At 71.2% G+C, this 15062-nt stretch carries 16 protein-coding genes; 11 read left to right on the top strand and 5 right to left on the bottom strand.

Annotated elements, in window-relative coordinates; translation table 11 throughout:
• The first annotated feature begins 146 nt into the window (after window positions 1–146).
• From ACFXB5_RS42835 to ACFXB5_RS42850, 4 genes are all read left to right on the top strand, one after another.
• Window positions 147–1454 (top strand): extracellular solute-binding protein, encoded by a 1308-nt coding sequence (locus ACFXB5_RS42835; RefSeq protein ID WP_385219004.1) that lies wholly within the window; start codon window positions 147–149, stop codon window positions 1452–1454.
• Window positions 1454–2446 carry a carbohydrate ABC transporter permease gene (locus tag ACFXB5_RS42840; protein ID WP_385219005.1) on the top strand — a complete coding sequence of 331 codons (993 nt, stop codon included), beginning with the start codon at window positions 1454–1456 and terminating at the stop codon, window positions 2444–2446. Before ACFXB5_RS42835 ends, ACFXB5_RS42840 begins: the two co-directional genes overlap by 1 nt.
• Before the next feature lie 44 nt (window positions 2447–2490).
• On the top strand, window positions 2491–3372 hold the full coding sequence (locus ACFXB5_RS42845) for a carbohydrate ABC transporter permease (RefSeq protein WP_385219039.1): 882 nt from the start codon (window positions 2491–2493) through the stop codon (window positions 3370–3372).
• A gap of 84 nt (window positions 3373–3456) precedes the next feature.
• Window positions 3457–5853: a glycoside hydrolase family 3 N-terminal domain-containing protein gene (locus tag ACFXB5_RS42850; RefSeq protein ID WP_385219007.1), complete on the top strand. Its 2397-nt coding sequence runs from the start codon at window positions 3457–3459 to the stop codon at window positions 5851–5853.
• Window positions 5854–5950: 97 nt separating this feature from the next.
• Here ACFXB5_RS42850 and ACFXB5_RS42855 read toward each other — a convergent pair whose 3' ends face one another.
• Together ACFXB5_RS42855 and ACFXB5_RS42860 are read right to left on the bottom strand one after the other, a co-directional pair.
• Window positions 5951–6154: a DUF397 domain-containing protein gene (locus ACFXB5_RS42855; protein WP_385219009.1), complete on the bottom strand. Its 204-nt coding sequence runs from the start codon at window positions 6152–6154 to the stop codon at window positions 5951–5953.
• A complete protein-coding gene (locus ACFXB5_RS42860; protein WP_385219011.1) occupies window positions 6151–7002 on the bottom strand; it encodes a helix-turn-helix domain-containing protein in 852 nt (283 codons plus the stop codon). The genes ACFXB5_RS42855 and ACFXB5_RS42860 overlap by 4 nt, the downstream gene beginning before the upstream one ends.
• A 154-nt stretch (window positions 7003–7156) precedes the next feature.
• Between ACFXB5_RS42860 and ACFXB5_RS42865 the strand changes: the two genes are divergently transcribed.
• Together ACFXB5_RS42865 and ACFXB5_RS42870 are read left to right on the top strand one after the other, a co-directional pair.
• The gene (locus tag ACFXB5_RS42865) at window positions 7157–7576 is read left to right on the top strand and encodes an ATP-binding protein (protein WP_385219013.1); all 420 of its coding nucleotides are present in this window, start codon (window positions 7157–7159) and stop codon (window positions 7574–7576) included.
• A gap of 55 nt (window positions 7577–7631) precedes the next feature.
• A complete protein-coding gene (locus ACFXB5_RS42870; protein ID WP_385219014.1) occupies window positions 7632–7847 on the top strand; it encodes a hypothetical protein in 216 nt (71 codons plus the stop codon).
• Window positions 7848–8057: 210 nt separating this feature from the next.
• On the opposite strand, the gene ACFXB5_RS42875 is transcribed toward ACFXB5_RS42870, so the two are convergent.
• The gene (locus tag ACFXB5_RS42875; protein WP_385219016.1) at window positions 8058–8219 is read right to left on the bottom strand and encodes a hypothetical protein; all 162 of its coding nucleotides are present in this window, start codon (window positions 8217–8219) and stop codon (window positions 8058–8060) included.
• A 50-nt stretch (window positions 8220–8269) separates the two neighbouring features.
• On the opposite strand from ACFXB5_RS42875, the gene ACFXB5_RS42880 reads away from it, so the two are divergent.
• Window positions 8270–9049 carry an alpha/beta fold hydrolase gene (locus tag ACFXB5_RS42880; protein WP_385219041.1) on the top strand — a complete coding sequence of 260 codons (780 nt, stop codon included), beginning with the start codon at window positions 8270–8272 and terminating at the stop codon, window positions 9047–9049.
• Between the two features lie 78 nt (window positions 9050–9127).
• Here ACFXB5_RS42880 and ACFXB5_RS42885 read toward each other — a convergent pair whose 3' ends face one another.
• Window positions 9128–9871, bottom strand: a complete 744-nt coding sequence (locus tag ACFXB5_RS42885) for an SDR family oxidoreductase (protein WP_385219017.1) — start codon at window positions 9869–9871, stop codon at window positions 9128–9130.
• Window positions 9872–9970: 99 nt separating this feature from the next.
• Between ACFXB5_RS42885 and ACFXB5_RS42890 the strand changes: the two genes are divergently transcribed.
• Complete coding sequence (locus ACFXB5_RS42890) at window positions 9971–10873, top strand: LysR family transcriptional regulator (protein WP_385219019.1); 903 nt, start codon at window positions 9971–9973, stop codon at window positions 10871–10873.
• A gap of 119 nt (window positions 10874–10992) precedes the next feature.
• A complete protein-coding gene (locus tag ACFXB5_RS42895) occupies window positions 10993–11925 on the top strand; it encodes an oxidoreductase (protein ID WP_385219021.1) in 933 nt (310 codons plus the stop codon).
• 1 nt (window position 11926) lies between these two features.
• Here ACFXB5_RS42895 and ACFXB5_RS42900 read toward each other — a convergent pair whose 3' ends face one another.
• Entirely contained in the window at window positions 11927–12955 is a 1029-nt protein-coding gene (locus ACFXB5_RS42900) for an NADP-dependent oxidoreductase (RefSeq protein WP_385219023.1), read from the bottom strand.
• A 70-nt stretch (window positions 12956–13025) separates the two neighbouring features.
• Here ACFXB5_RS42900 and ACFXB5_RS42905 point away from each other — a divergent pair, with 70 nt between their 5' ends.
• Window positions 13026–14012: a GlxA family transcriptional regulator gene (locus ACFXB5_RS42905; RefSeq protein WP_385219025.1), complete on the top strand. Its 987-nt coding sequence runs from the start codon at window positions 13026–13028 to the stop codon at window positions 14010–14012.
• A gap of 184 nt (window positions 14013–14196) precedes the next feature.
• Window positions 14197–15000 (top strand): putative protein N(5)-glutamine methyltransferase, encoded by an 804-nt coding sequence (locus tag ACFXB5_RS42910; protein ID WP_385219027.1) that lies wholly within the window; start codon window positions 14197–14199, stop codon window positions 14998–15000.
• The last annotated feature ends 62 nt before the right edge of the window (window positions 15001–15062 follow it).

Genomic DNA, 15062 nt, shown 5'->3' on the forward strand with positions numbered 1-15062 from the left:
CGCCGGGGGTGTCCCCCGGTTCGGGAAGGGGCGGGGTGGGGAACGAAAGCCGCCCGCTGCCGCACCCCTTGACACCGCATCAGCACCCCCATACCTTCCACGCAACCACTTCCGAGAATTATCGGGCTACTTCCGGAAGGCACACGATGCGCATACCTCGGTCAAGGTCCACCCTTCGTGCGTCCACCCTGGCAGCGGCCGCGCTGCTGCTCGGAACGGCACTCGCCGGCTGCGGAAGCGGCGGGCCCGGGGGTTCGGATGACGACTCCCTCGACGTCTGGGTCTACCAGGACGCCTCGACCAAGGTGCAGCGCGAGGTCGTCAAGCGGTTCAACAAGACCTCCGACATCAAGGTGAAGCTCACCCAGGTGCCGGGTGAGGGCTATTCGGACAAGATGCGCACCTCCATGGGCACGCCCAATGCCCCGGATGTCTTCTTCAACTGGGGCGGCGGCAGCATCAGCGACTTCGACAAGAAGGACATGCTGCTCGACCTGGACCCGGCGATGGCCAAGGACCCGGAGCTGAAGAAGGCGTTCATCCCCACGATCCTCGACGCGGGCGCGATCGACGGAAAGCACTACGGGATCCCGATGCGCGGGATGCAGCCGGTGATCCTCTTCTACAACAAGGATGTCTTCGAGGAGGCCGGGGCCCAGCCCCCGAAGTCCTGGGACGATCTGCTGAAGCTCATCGACACGTTCAAGGGCAAGGGCGTCACCCCGTTCGCGCTGGCCGGCACCGATGCCTGGACCGAGCTGATGTGGGTGGAGTACCTGGTGGACCGCTATGGCGGGGCCGGGGTGTTCCAGAAGATCCAGAGCCAGGGCATGGCCGCGTGGGACGACCCGGCGGTGCTCAAGGCCGCGCGGACGGTCCGGGATCTGGTCGGCCGGGGCGCGTTCGGCAAGAACTACAAGTCGGTCAACTACACCGCCGACGGGGCCTCCACGCTCTTCGCCAAGGGCAAGGCGGCCATGCATCTGATGGGCAGCTGGGAGTACGCCAACCAGAAGGCCAACCAGCCCGCGTTCGCCAAGTCGGGGCTGGGCTGGACCACTTTCCCGGCGATCCCCGGCGGCGGCGGTGACCCCAAGAGCGTGGTCGGCAATCCGACCAACTACTGGTCGGTCAACGCCAAGGTGAAGGGCGACAAGCAGAAGACGGCGATCGAGTTCGTGAAGTTCGCGGCGAAGCAGGACTACTCCAAGGACCTGATCGCCAACGGGGACGTCCCCACCATCTCCGACGCCACCTCCCTGCTCGCCGAGCACGAGAACCCCGACTACGCGCGGTTCCAGTACGACCTGGTCAAGCAGGCCCCCGACTTCACGCTCTCCTGGGACCAGGCGCTGCCCGCCAAGTACACCCCGCCGCTGCACACCGCCGTGCAGAAGCTGTTCAACGGGCAGCTCAGCCCGGCCGGGTTCATCGACGCCCTGAAGGGCATGTGATGGCGGACGCCGCGACGAGCGGGCGGCGCCAGGCCCGCGAGTGGCGCCCGGCCCGCGAACCGCGCCCGGCCCGCGAACCGCGCCGAAGCGTCGGCCGGGCGAGCGTCGGGCGGGCCGGGGTCGGCCGGCCCGGCGTCGTCTGGGCTCTCCCCGGGGCGCTGTTCTTCGCCTTCTTCGCGGTGGCGCCGATGGTCCTGGTCGGCGCCCTCGCCTTCACCGACTGGGACGGCATCGGCACCCCGAGCTGGACCGGGATGAGCAACTGGTCCCGGCTGTGGGACGACCCGGAGACCCATCAGGCCATCTGGCTCAGCCTGGTGCTGACCGTGCTGACCTGGGTGTTCCAGACCCCGCTCGCGCTGCTGCTGGGCGTATGGGCGGCCGGTCGGCAGCGCAACCGGGCCGTGCTGTCGGCGATCTTCTTCCTGCCGCTGCTGGGCTCCTCCGTGGCGCTCGCGCTGGTCTGGAAGTCGCTGCTGGACCCCAACTTCGGCCTGATCGCCGACATCGGGCCCGCCCTGGGCTTCGCGGACGGCGATCTGCTGGGCAGTTCCAAGGGCGCCTTCGGGGCGATCCTCTTCGTCACCGCCTGGCAGTTCATCCCGCTGCACACGCTGATCTACCAGGGCGGCGCCCGCGCCATCCCGCGCTCGCTCTACGACGCGGCGGCGATCGACGGCGCCGGGACCGTACGGCAGTTCTTCTCGATCACCCTGCCCCAGCTGCGGAACACCATCGTCACCTCCTCGGTGATCATGGTGGTGGGCGCGCTGACCTTCTTCGACACCGTGCTGATCCTCACCAAGGGCGGGCCGGGCACGGACACCACGATCGTGCCGTATCTGATGTACAAGAACGGCTTCCAGGCGTTCGACCTCGGCTACGCCAGCGCGGTCGCCACCATCCTCGTCGTCGTCGCCACCACCGTCTCGCTGCTGCTGGTGCGGCTCACCGGCTTCGCCGCGATGCGCAGCACCCGGGAGGGGATGTGACCGACGTTCTGCACGACCACCCGAATCCTCGCCCGAACGGCCCCCTGAACGGCGTTCGTACGCCGAACAAGACCCCGGCGGCTCCTCGCCCCCGCCTCCGCCGCCGGGGTCTGCCCCGCGCCAACTACCCGGCCGGGCTCGGCTCCCTGATCTGGCTCGGCATCGTCGGACTGCCGCTGTACATCCTGGTGGCCGCCACCTTCCAGACCCGCGACGGCTATATCGACGACGGCCCGCTGGCCCTGCCCGACCATCCGACGCTCGCCAACTACCGGCGGGTGCTGCGCTCCGACTTCCTCTCCTACCTCCTCAACACCGCGCTGGTCACGGCCGTGTGCGCGGCGATCGTGATCACGCTGTCGGTGACCGTCGGCTACACCGTGGTCCGCGCCCGTGGCCGCGCCTCCCGCCGGATCTTCCAGATCTTCCTGCTGGGTCTGGCGATCCCCTCCCAGGCGGTGGTGATCCCGGTCTATCTGGTCATCACCAAGCTCCATCTGTACGACACCCTGCTCGCCGTGATCCTGCCGACGGCCGCCTTCTCCCTCCCGGTCAGCGTGCTGATCCTGGTCGGCACGATGCGCGACATCGACGAGGAGCTGTACGAGTCGATGGCGCTGGACGGGGCGAGCCCGACCCGGGTGCTGCTCCAGCTCGTGGTGCCGCTGTCGCGGTCCGGGATCTCCACGGTCGGGGTGATGTCGGCCCTGCACGCCTGGAACGGCTTCCTCTTCCCGCTGCTGCTCACCCAGTCCAAGAGCAACCGGCTGCTGACCCTGGGGCTGTACGACTACGTGGGCGAGTTCCGGGTGGACACCCCGGCGCTGCTCACCGCGGTGGTGCTCTCCATCGTCCCGATCTTCCTGGTCTATCTCTTCGCCCGCCGTCAGCTGATCAGTGGACTGATGGGCATGGGCGGCAAATAGGCCGCCCATGCGCGGCACCCACGCCGTTTCCGGGGCACGCAAGCCGTTCTCCCACCCCGCCGTCCTCCCCCGACAAGGAGCTTCATGCCTCAGCCCTGGCAGGACACCTCCCTCTCCGCCGAGGACCGCGCGGCGGCCCTGCTCTCCTCGATGACGCTGGAGGAGAAGCTGGCCCAACTCGTCGGCGTATGGCCGGGATCCGAGGCCGAGGAGGGCGAGGACGTCGCCCCGCTCCAGCACGAGGTGTCCGAGGCCGTGGACCTCGACGGCCTCCTCCCGCACGGCATCGGCCAGCTGACCCGGCCCTTCGGCACCTCCCCCGTCGAACCGGCCGAGGGCGCCGCCGCGCTGGCCCGCCTCCAGACCCGGATCGCCGCCGGGAACCGCTTCGGGATCCCGGCGCTGGCCCATGAGGAGTGTCTGACCGGCTTCTTCGCCTGGCGCGCCACCGTCTTCCCCACCCCGCTCGCCTGGGGCGCGTCCTTCGACCCGGCGCTGGTGGGGCGGGCGGCCGAGCTGATCGGCGGTTCGCTGCGGTCGGCCGGTATCCACCAGGGTCTTGCCCCGGTGCTGGACGTGGTGCGGGACGCGCGCTGGGGCCGTACGGAGGAGTCCATCGGCGAGGACCCGTATCTCGTCGCGACCATCGGCACCGCGTACGTCCGCGGCCTGGAGTCCGCCGGGATCGTCGCCACCCTCAAGCACTTCGCGGGCTACGCCGCCTCCCGGGGCGGCCGCAACCACGCACCGGTCTCCATCGGGCGCCGGGAACTCGCCGATGTCATCCTGCCGCCCTTCGAACTGGCGGTGCGGGACGGGGGCGCGCGGTCGGTCATGCACTCCTACAACGACCTCGACGGTGTGCCCTCGGCCGCCAACCCCTGGCTGCTGACCGAACTGCTCCGCGACACCTGGGGCTTCACCGGCACCGTCGTCGCCGACTACTTCGGGGTGTCCTTCCTGGAGCTGGCCCACCGGGTGGCCGACACCCGGGGCGGCGCGGCCGGACTCGCGCTGGCGGCCGGTGTGGACGTGGAGCTGCCCGCGGTGCGCTGCTTCGGCACCCCGCTGCGGGACGCGGTACGGGCCGGAGAGGTGGACGAGGCGCTGGTGGACCGGGCGGCGCTGCGGGTGCTGCGGCAGAAGTGCGAGCTGGGGCTGCTGGACGCGGACTGGTCGCCGGTGCCGTCGGCGCTCGCGGGGGCTGTGGACTCCGCGGGCCCCGCCGATCTCGATCTCGATCCCCCGGAGATGCGGGCCCTGGCGCGGGAGCTCGCCGAGGAGTCGGTGGTGCTGCTCGCCGACGACGGCGATGTGCTGCCGCTCGCGCCGGACGCCCGGATCGCGGTGGTCGGCCCGCTCGCCGACGACCCGGCCGCCATGCTCGGCTGCTACACCTTCCCCCGTCACGTCGGGGTGGAGCACCCCGAACTGCCCCTGGGCCTCGAGGTGCCGACGCTCTTCGCCGCGCTGCGCGCCGAGCTACCCGGTGCGCGGATCACCCATGCCGAGGGGTGCGCCGCGCCCGGCCCGGCCGCGTCCGCCGGGGACCCGGGGGTTGCGGCCTCGGCCGGTGCGGCGGCGCTCACCGCCGAGAGCCGGCTGGCGCAGGCGGCCCGGACGGCGGCGGACGCGGATGTGTGCGTCGCGGTGCTGGGCGACCGCTCGGGCCTGTTCGGCCGGGGCACCTCGGGCGAGGGCTGTGACGCCACCGACCTCGAACTACCCGGTGAGCAGGGGGCGTTGCTGGACACGCTGGTGGCCACCGGTACGCCCGTGGTGCTGGTGCTGTTCACCGGCCGGCCGTACGCCCTCGGCCGCTGGTCGCGTCTGCTGGCCGCCGCCGTGCAGGCGTTCTTCCCCGGTGAGGAGGGCGGCCCGGCGGTCGCCGGGGTGCTGAGCGGGCGCGTCAACCCCTCGGGCCGGCTGCCGGTGAGCGTTCCGTACACGTCCGGCGGCCAGCCCTGGACGTACCCACAGCCGCCGCTCGGGCTGCGCGGCGACGCCAGCTCGATCGACCCGACCCCGCTGTTCCCCTTCGGCCATGGGCTGTCCTACACCTCGTTCGCCTGGGAGCGCCCGGAGGCCGACGCGGCCGATGTGCCGACCGAGGGGGAGACCACGGTCCGGCTGACCGTGCGCAACACCGGTGACCGGGCCGGGACCGAGGTCGTACAGCTCTATCTGCACGATCCGGTGGCCCGTATCGCCCGGCCGGTGTCCCGGCTGATCGGCTACGCACGGGTGCCGCTGCGGCCGGGCGAGTCCGCCGAGGTCCACTTCGCCTTCCACGCCGATCTCGCCTCGTATCCGCTGGGCGCCGATGGCACGAGGGTGGTGGAACCGGGCGCCCTGGAGCTGCGGCTGGCCTCCTCCAGCGCCGACTCCGGCGTACGGCACACCGTGCCGCTGACGCTGACCGGGCCCGAGCGCACGGTGGACCACCGGCGGCGGATGGTGTGCGAGGTGCGGGTGAAGTAGCGGCGCGGCACCGGCGCCGAGTGCCCGGGTCGGCTCAATTGCGCCGAAGGCGCGAGACGGCGCCGCACCCGACCGACCCGAGCAGCCCCGGGCTCTTCTAGCTGTCGAACTCGCCGTCTCGGACGGCGTTCACGAACGCCTGCCAGGCGGACGGCTCGAAGAGCAGGGCGCCGCGCTCGCGGTCCTTGGTGTCGCGGACGGCCTGACGGCCGGTTGAGAGGATGCCCCGTTCGACGCAGCCGTTGTCGTTACCGCTGTAGCTGCTCTTGTGCCAGATCGAGCCGTCCAGCTCAGATATCACGATGCGTGTTCCTTGATGAGATCGCGGATGTAGTGCTGGGAGTCAGCGGGAGGCAGCGCGGCGGCCGTCAGTTCATCCCACGCCTTGGAGTACCGCTTCACGTCCTGCCGCTGTTCCAGCAAGCTACCACCGGTGATGTGCTCCAACCAGACAACGTCCGCTGGGGGCTCACCCTTCTGACGAAACATGGTGAACGGCGGATATTGGTCCGCTGGCAAGGCCGCGTCCAGGGGCAGGACCTGGATGTTCACATTGGGCCGCGCCGCATCTTTCAGTAGTTGTTCGAGCTGCTCCCGGATCGTATCCGCCGAGCCGCCAATGCGGTGCAACGCAGGCACATCGATCACCGCCCGTAGGCGAAAACCTGTACCGTCATCCAGCAATTCCTTGCGCTTCATGCGCATCTCGACGTGTAGATCCACACGCTCGGGCGGGTGCACCGCGAACGTCTGGCGCATATACGCCTCAGTCTGAAGGAGGCCCGGAATGACGACCGACTCGTACGTGCGCACCAGCTCTGAGTCCGCTTCAAGGGTGAGGTAGTCCCTCAAGCTGTCGCGCAACAACGGGCCTTGATTGCTCCACCAGTCGACCTTGTGGATGTCTTTCGCCAGCCGCCGAAGGCTCGCGCACTGGCGCTCGTCCTCGACCCCGTACAGCTTGAACAGCACCGTCAGATCCAGCGGCCGGATGCCGCGCTTGCCGTTCTCGATCTGACTGATCTTGGGGTGCCCGCACTCCAACGCGTCAGCGGCGTCCTGGACTTTCAGCCCCGCCTCGATGCGCAGCCGACGGAGCTCATTGCCGAGCCGACGACTGCGCATGGTGGGCATATCACTCTGTGCCATGGGCGCATGCTGTCGACCATAAAACCCATGTCACAACCTTCGGTCGCAACACGTACCCAATAGAGTGAATCCGGGACGAACAATTTGCCTGAGCGACGATGTACCGGCCACGATCGGCCCATCACCGACCGTCACCGAAAGGCCGGTGCCCGCCATGGCAGTTGAAGAGGTCCCCCAGAGTTACGAACAGCACCTGCACGTCGACCCGCGGATACTGCGCGGGATCCGCCGCATCATCCGTGCCCACCTGCGCCTCTGGGGCCGGGACGACCTGGTCGACGCCGTGGCACTCTGCGTCACGGAGGTGCTCACCAACGTCCCCAAGCACACTGGCTCCCCCGAGTGCCGCCTCCGGCTGTGGAACACCGAGGACGGCGTCCACACGACCATCAGCGATACCAACTCGGTTCTCCCCACAGTCCGCCAACCGGACTGGTGCGCCGAAAGCGGCCGAGGCATGTTCCTCCTCAGCAGCACCGCCTACCGCTGGGCGGCGCTGCCCACGCCCACCGGCAAGGACGTGTGGTTCGAGTGTCGATCCGCGCGGCTCGGCTGCGGGAGGCACCTGCAGTGAGGCGGGGTCGATGTTTGCTGAGACGATCACCAGAACCGTATGAACGAATGCAGGAGTGGTGAACGTGGCTGTTCTGGTGCTGTTCGGAGTCTTGGCGCTCGCCGTCGGCGGGTGCGTGTGTGTGGTGTGGGCGGAGCGCGGCGGGCCCCGTTGGGCCCGCGTCGTGGCGGCCGTGACGCTTGCCGCGGGGGAGCTGCTGCGCCGCTCCGCGAAGAACCGGCGCCGAAGCCTGAACCGGACCACCGGTAACGGTGGCACTGGTGGTGAATAGAAACCGCGTAAGGGGCCGACGGCCCGCCCTCAGCCCCGGACAACAGCGGCTGACACCGGCACCATGCCCCACCGGCCCGTCAGGTGGCGATACGGCCTGACCCAGACACCCCCGCCGCCGCTGCTCAATCGCGCCGAAGACGCGAGACGGCGCCGCCCCGGACCACGCCGCGCGGCCCCGGAGAGCGCGACGCCCTGCCAGCTGTGGGCCCTACGGGACGAGGTGGCGGGCGAGGACCGCGAGGGCGTCGGTCACCTCACGCAGACGGTGGGGATCGTCGGTACCGAGGGCGGCGGTCAGGGCGGCGTCGATGGTCGTGGCGCGCACCTGCTCGACGCGGGCGGAGGGCTCCGCGGCGGGACTGATGAGCACGCGGCGGCGATCGGCGGGGTCGGGGGCGACGGTGATCGCCCCCGCCGCTCATCGGGCAGAGCGGCGAGGGGGACGCCGACCGTACCGTCGACCTCGTCGCGCGCCTCGTGAACACCCACACCGTGATCACCTACGACCGGCGGGGCCTGTCCCGGAGCCGACTCGACGACCCGTCACGCGGGGCGACGCTCACCGAGCACGCGGACGACGCGGCACTCCTGCTCGCGACCGTGGCATCCGGGCCCGCCGCGATGCTCGGCTGCAGCCTCGGCGCCGTCATCGGCCTGCACCTCGCGGTGCGGCACCCGGGCCGGATCCACACGCTGATCGCCCACGAGCCCGTCGCGCCCCGGCTGCTGCCCGCCGCCGAACGGGCCCGCCATGAACACGAACTCGCCGACCTGCGGCGGCTCTACGCACGTTCCGGCCTCGCCGCGGCCCTCCCGGAGATCGCCCGCGTCCTCGGCATCGACACCAGCGGACGCGACGCCGAACCCGGCCTGACCCCGCAGCCGATCAACGACCAGCGCCGCACCAACTTCGACTACTTCATCCGTCACGACTTCACCGCGGTGCTCGAAGACACCCTCGATGTGGCCGCCCTCGCGGCCACGGCCACGGCCACACCCACCCGCATCGTCCCCGCCGTAGGCCGCACCACCCCCGAAGGCGTCTTCGACCGCCGCTGCGCCTACGCCCTCGCGGACGCACTCGGCACCGACGTCGTGGAACTGCCCGGCGGCCACAACGGCAACACCAGCCACCCGTCCGCCTACGCGGCGGGTCTGCGAGACCTGCTCGCGACTCACGTCCACGCGGCTCAGCCATGACCGATCCGCTGCTCCATGGCCGATGCCGAACGGCAGGGGTGGGGGCGGGGGTGGGGCGAACCTATGCGGTCAGAGCACCTAGAGTTGCGAAGCTCCTCCGTCGACAGGGAACTCCGTTCCCGTCGAGAAGGTCGCACCGAACGCCAAGTACGCCACCGCGGCGGCCACTTCCTCGGAGGCCCCCAGCCGCTGCATCGGGGTGGTGCTCCGGTAGGTGTCCTTCATCGTCTCGACGACGTCGGCGGGGAAGGAGCGGTCCAGGATGCCCGTGTCGATCGGTCCGGGGCTCACGGCATTGACGCGCACCTTGCGCGGCAGCAGCTCGCGGGCCAGGGTGCGCGTCATCGACCGCAGGGCTGCCTTGCTCGCCGAGTAGACACTGAGCGCGTCGAGGCCCAGGACGTTCACCACCGACGTGGTGAGGACCACGCCGCTTCCCTCGCGCAACAGCGGCGCCAGCGCCTGCACCGTGAAGTACGGGCCCTTGGTGTTGATGCCGAACAGCGCGTCGTACATCTCCTCCGTCGTCGAGTCGAACGGGGCGGACGCGGTGACACCGGCGTTGACGAACAGCGCGTCCACCGCGCCGAACCGCTCCTGGACCGTGCCGGCCAGCGCCTTGATGTCCGTCAGGGACGCGGCGTCGCTGCGGACGGCGATCGCCTTGTCCCCCAGCTGCTCCAGCGCGGCGTCCAGGGAGGATCGGGTACGGCCGGTGATCAGTACGTGCGCCCCACCGTCCGCGAACAACCGGGCCGTAGTCAGGCCGATACCGCTGCTTCCGCCCGTGATCACGATCTTCTTGCCGTCATAAGTGGTCATGCCCCCAAGCCAAATATCCACCCGCACACCCTGTCCAAGACCTGTTCCGTATGCCGCCATGCCCCAGGCGTATGACGACGCGCGACGTACCCTGGGCGAATGGACGTCGACCTGCGGCTCGTGCGCTATTTCACGGTCGTGGCGGAGTACGGCAACTTCGGCCGGGCCGCCACCAGGCTCCACCTGGCGCAGCCGTCGCTGAGCCGCCAGATCCAGCGACTGGAGGCTCAGCTGGGTGTCCGGCTCTTCGACCGCTCGCCGCAGGGCAGCAGCCTCACCGACGCCGGTCAGGCATTCCTTCCCAGGGCCCGGATACTGCTCCAAGAGGCCGAGCAAGCCGCTCGCACGGCCAGAGCCGCCGTCCAGCCCCGTACCATCACCGTCGGCTGCGCCGAGGGGCTGGTCATCACCGCCTGTGTGCAGGAACTGCGCCGCCGGCACCCCGACGGCCAGGTCCGCACCCGGCACCTCGACTGGCGGGACTCGCGCGCCCTCGCCGAGGGGCGGGTCGACGCCCTCGTCGCGTACCGGCCCCTGCCCTTGCCCACGGACGGCTTCCGGGTGACCAAGCTCCATGAGGAGTCGCGGGTACTCGTCACATCGGCGAGTCATCATCTGGCGCACGAGAAAGCCGTCAGCCTGCGGGCTCTGTCGGACGAGGAACTGGTGGCCTGCGTCAGCACTCCGGTTGTCTGGAGCACGCCCAAGCCCGTCGGCGACCGCCAGGCACCACCCCCGCCCGCGATCGACGACAGCTACGAGGACAAGCTGGAACTCATCGCCACCGGCCACTGTGTCGCGATCTTCCCGGCCGGCGATCGACGCGCCGCTGTGCGCGAGGACATCGCCCTGGTGCCCGTCATCGACATCGACCCCTGCGAGGTCGTGCTCGTCACGCGCGCTGACGACCCCAACCCGCTGCTCGGATCGCTGGAAGACGTCGCCCGTACCTTGCTCGGCACGGCCTCGCGACGGGAGAACGACGAACTGCCGGCAAACTGAATGCCGATCCGCACACCTCGCACCTTCATCATCCCGCCCTTAGGCTGTCGCCGGACACTGGGGCTACCGGCGCGTAGCGCAGGCCGCGACAGACGCGACAGACCGCGAAGGAGCGCGTGATGAAGGGCTGGACCGCGAGCGACATCCCCGATCAGACCGGCCGCACCGCCGTCGTGACCGGCGCCAACAGCGGGCTCGGCTTCGTCACCGCCCGGGAGTTGGCGCGCCGCGGTGCGCGGGTGGTGCTCGGGTGCCGCAGTGAGAAGCGGGGGGCCGAGGCGGCGGAGCGGATCCGGGCGCAGGCGCCGGGCGCGCGGGTGGAGGTCGCGCCGCTGGATCTCGCGGACCTGAGCTCCGTACGGGCCTTCGCGGCCGAGCACAAGGGCGACCGGCTCGATCTGCTGATCAACAACGCGGGCGTGATGGCCCTCCCGCACCGCAGGACCGCCGATGGCTTCGAGATGCAGTTCGGCGTCAACCACCTGGGCCACTTCGCACTGACCGGGCTGCTGCTGCCGAAGCTGCTGGAGGCGGGCCCGGGGGCGCGGGTGGTCACCGTCTCCAGCTTTATGCACATGCTGGGGACGGTCGATCCGCGCGACCTGAACATGGAGCGGAACTACCGGCGTTGGGTCGCCTACGCCCGCTCCAAATCCGCCAATCTCCTCTTCACCCACGAGCTCGCCCACCGGCTGCGCGCGGCGGACGTCCGCCTCGTGGCGGCCGCCGCGCACCCCGGCTACGCGGCGACCAACCTCATGTCCGCCGCGCCGAAGATGGAGGGCCACCGGGCGAAGGAGCGGTTCATGGAGATCGGCAACCGCTACTTCGCCCAGAGCCCGGAGCAGGGCACACTCCCCGTCCTGTACGCGGCGACCGGGCCGGATGTCCGCCAGGACGACTTCTTCGGCCCGCCGCTCCAGGGGCTGTGGCGCGGCTCCCCCGTCCGCTCGGCCCGCGCCAAGTGGACGCTCAGCGACACGGCGGGGCGGGGGCTGTGGGCCGCATCCGAGCGGCTGACGGGGGTGCGGTACGAGGCGCTCGCGAGCTGAGTCAGCTCCGCACGGTGATGACCAGCTTGCCCGTGGTGCGGCCCGTCTCCCCCTGGACATGGGCCCGGGCGCCTTCGGCGAGGGGGAAGGTGCCGGAGACGTGGGCACGGAGCCTGCCCCGCTCGACGAGTTCGGCGATGGCGCGCATCCCGGCCTGGTCGTGCTCGACGAGCAGGGTGACGGCGCGGACCTGTGCCTTCTCCGCCGCGGCGCGGGTGTCCTCGGAGCCCGGCAGCAGGGAGACGAGGGTGCCGCCGGGGCGGAGCACGCTCACGGAACGGGTGGCGGTCTCCCCGCCGAGGGCGTCGAGGACGACGTCGTAGCGCTCCTCGGTGTCGGTGAAGTCCTCGGAGCGGTAGTCGACACAGGCGTCCGCGCCGAGCTCGCGCAGGAAGTCGTGCTTGGGAGCGCTCGCCGTCCCGGTGACGTGCGCGCCGCGCTCCTTGGCGAGCTGTACGGCGAGATGGCCGACACCGCCGGCCGCGGCGTGGATCAGCACCCGCTGCCCGGCCCGGAGGTCCGCGGTATCGACGAGGGCCTGCCAGGCGGTGAGCGCGGCCAGTGGCAGAGCGGCCGCCTGGATGTGGTCGATCCCGGCGGGCTTGGCGGCGAAGGCGCGGGTGGGGCCGGTCACGTACTCGGCGTGGGAGCCGGCCCCGTACGGGTAGGGCAGCATGCCGAACACCTCGTCACCGGGCTGGAAGAGGGTGACGCCGAAGCCGGTCTCCACCACGGTGCCGGAGACGTCCCAGCCGAGGGTCAGCGGCGGGGGCGGCAGGAATCTACTCATGGCGCGGTGCTTGAAGTCCGTGGGGTTGAGCCCGGCCGCGTGCACGGCGACGAGGATCTCCCCGAGGCCGGGCGCGGGCCGCGGAAGCTCGGTCAGCCGCAGGACCTCGGGGCCGCCGAGGGCCGTCTGGTGCAGGGCGAGCATCACGGGGGCGCCGTCCGGAGCGGCGGGGTCCGGGGACTCCGTGGCGGCGGCCGGGTCCGGGGAGCCGAGGTTCTCAGGGGTGTTCGTCGAAGTCATGCCTCGATCCTGGCCGTACGGTCCGGCCCGGGGCGATGGCATGAAGGTCAGTCTCCGATACATTCCGGCCATGCCTCCCATCGTCCCTGCCACCCGCCGCGTCCCCGGCGCCCACAAGGTCGTCGTCCTCGCCCTCGACGGCGTCTATCCCTTCGAACTCGGCATCCCGCACCGGGTCATGGGGTCCGCCGGCGGCCGTTACGAGGTGCTGTCCGCGAGCGCGGACGGGCGTCCCGTGCGTACCGACTCGGACCTGACCGTCACCCCCGGACACGGTCCCGAGGTGCTGACCGAGGCGGACACCGTGGTCATCCCTCCGTACGCGATCTCCCGGGCCTCGGCCGCCGCCCCGGACCCGCGGGCCCTGGCCGCCCTGGCCCGCGTCCGCCCCGGCACCCGTCTGGTGTCCATCTGCACCGGCGCCTTCCTGCTGGCCGCCGCCGGTCTCCTGGACGGGCGCCGGGCCACCACCCACTGGGCGCTCAGCGACCACTTCCGGGAACTGTTCCCCCGGGTCGAGCTCGACGCCGGTGTGCTCTTCGTCGACCACGGTGACGTGCTGACCTCCGCCGGGGCGGCGAGCGGTGTCGACGTCTGCCTGCACCTGGTGCGCCGGGACCACGGCAGCGAGGTGGCCAACCATGTCGCCCGCTGCTGCGTCGTGCCGCCGTACCGGGACGGCGGGCAGGCGCAGTACATCGAGCGGCCGCTGCCGCCGACGGGCGGCACCGGCACCGGGCCGACCCGCGACTGGGCGCTGCGACGGCTGGAACTCCCACTGTCGCTGGACGAGTTGGCCGCGCACGCGGCGATGAGCACCCGAACCTTCGCCCGGCGCTTCCGGGAGGAGACCGGTCTGAGCCCCGGCCGCTGGCTGACCCAGCAGCGGCTGCGGCGGGCGCGGCACCTGCTGGAGTCCAGCGACCTGCCGGTGGAACGGGTCGCCCACGAGGTCGGCTTCGCCACCGCCACCTCGCTGCGGCGGCACCTGGCGGCGGAGGCGGGGGTCGCCCCGTCCGCGTACCGGCGCACCTTCCGCGCCCCGGACACATCGTGACCACCACGGCGCCGGGGCATCGGGTACTGTGGCCCCACCCGTACGCACCAAGGAGGTGAGACCCATCAACGCCAGTTCAGGCTGGGTGCTCGCCCTTGACGGCCGTACGGTCGCCGTGACGTACGTCGCGGCATAGCCGACCGGCGGGAGCGCCCCAGGCATCCCGAAAGGTTCTCCGGGCTCCATGTCGGCTTCACCTTCACTTGTCACCTTTTCCGCCGTCGTCACCAGGCTCCGCACCGCCGGGTGCGTATTCGCCGAGGACGAGGCGCGACTGATCCTTTCCACGGGCCACGTTCCGGCCGAGATCGACGCCATGGTGGACCGGCGCGCCGCCGGACTGCCGCTGGAGCACGTACTCGGCTGGGCGGACTTCCGGGGGCTTCGCATATCCATCGACGCCGGGGTCTTCGTACCGCGCCGGCGCACCGAATTCCTGGTCGAGCAGGCCGTACCGCTGGCCCGGTCCGGGGCCGTCGTGGTCGATCTGTGCTGCGGCTCGGGCGCGCTGGGCGCCGCACTGGCCACGGCCCTGGGCGGGGTGGAGCTGTACGCGACCGATATCGACCCGGTCGCGGTGCGCTGCGCGCGGCGCAACGTCGGGGCGGCGGGCGGCACGGTGTACGAGGGCGACCTCTACGAGCCGCTGCCCGCCGCGCTGCACGGCCGCGTGGACATCCTGCTGGCCAACGTCCCGTACGTGCCCACCGAGGAGGTCGGGCTGCTGCCCCCGGAGGCCCGGGTCCACGAGGCGCGGGTGGCGCTGGACGGCGGCGCGGACGGGCTGGACGTCCTGCGCCGGGTGACCGCCGGGGCGGGCGGCTGGCTCGCCCCGGGCGGCTCCCTGCTCTTCGAGACGAGCGGACGGCAGGCGCCGACGGCGATGGCCATCGTGGCGGAGGGCGGGATGGAGCCACGGCTGACCGAATGCGACGAGCTGGACGCCACGGTCATCATCGGCACCAGGCCATCGGCCTCCAGTTCGTGACGCCCGCGGCGGGCTGCTCCCCTCCCCGCCCCTTCCCGATACCGGGGGCGCTGCCCCCGGCC

This window comes from Streptomyces sp. NPDC059455 (assembly GCF_042750115.1).
GTDB lineage: Bacteria > Actinomycetota > Actinomycetes > Streptomycetales > Streptomycetaceae > Streptomyces > Streptomyces endocoffeicus.

Excerpts from the sequence above, each read along its gene's own strand:
- ACFXB5_RS42835 (WP_385219004.1), top strand. The coding sequence starts at position 147 with ATGCGCATACCTCGGTCAAGGTCCACCCTTCGTGCGTCCACCCTGGCA.
- ACFXB5_RS42840 (WP_385219005.1), top strand. The coding sequence starts at position 1,454 with ATGGCGGACGCCGCGACGAGCGGGCGGCGCCAGGCCCGCGAGTGGCGC.
- ACFXB5_RS42850 (WP_385219007.1), top strand. The coding sequence starts at position 3,457 with ATGCCTCAGCCCTGGCAGGACACCTCCCTCTCCGCCGAGGACCGCGCG.
- ACFXB5_RS42860 (WP_385219011.1), bottom strand. The coding sequence starts at position 7,002 with ATGGCACAGAGTGATATGCCCACCATGCGCAGTCGTCGGCTCGGCAAT.
- ACFXB5_RS42865 (WP_385219013.1), top strand. The coding sequence starts at position 7,157 with ATGGCAGTTGAAGAGGTCCCCCAGAGTTACGAACAGCACCTGCACGTC.
- ACFXB5_RS42885 (WP_385219017.1), bottom strand. The coding sequence starts at position 9,871 with ATGACCACTTATGACGGCAAGAAGATCGTGATCACGGGCGGAAGCAGC.
- ACFXB5_RS42890 (WP_385219019.1), top strand. The coding sequence starts at position 9,971 with ATGGACGTCGACCTGCGGCTCGTGCGCTATTTCACGGTCGTGGCGGAG.
- ACFXB5_RS42895 (WP_385219021.1), top strand. The coding sequence starts at position 10,993 with ATGAAGGGCTGGACCGCGAGCGACATCCCCGATCAGACCGGCCGCACC.
- ACFXB5_RS42900 (WP_385219023.1), bottom strand. The coding sequence starts at position 12,955 with ATGACTTCGACGAACACCCCTGAGAACCTCGGCTCCCCGGACCCGGCC.
- ACFXB5_RS42905 (WP_385219025.1), top strand. The coding sequence starts at position 13,026 with ATGCCTCCCATCGTCCCTGCCACCCGCCGCGTCCCCGGCGCCCACAAG.
- ACFXB5_RS42910 (WP_385219027.1), top strand. The coding sequence starts at position 14,197 with ATGTCGGCTTCACCTTCACTTGTCACCTTTTCCGCCGTCGTCACCAGG.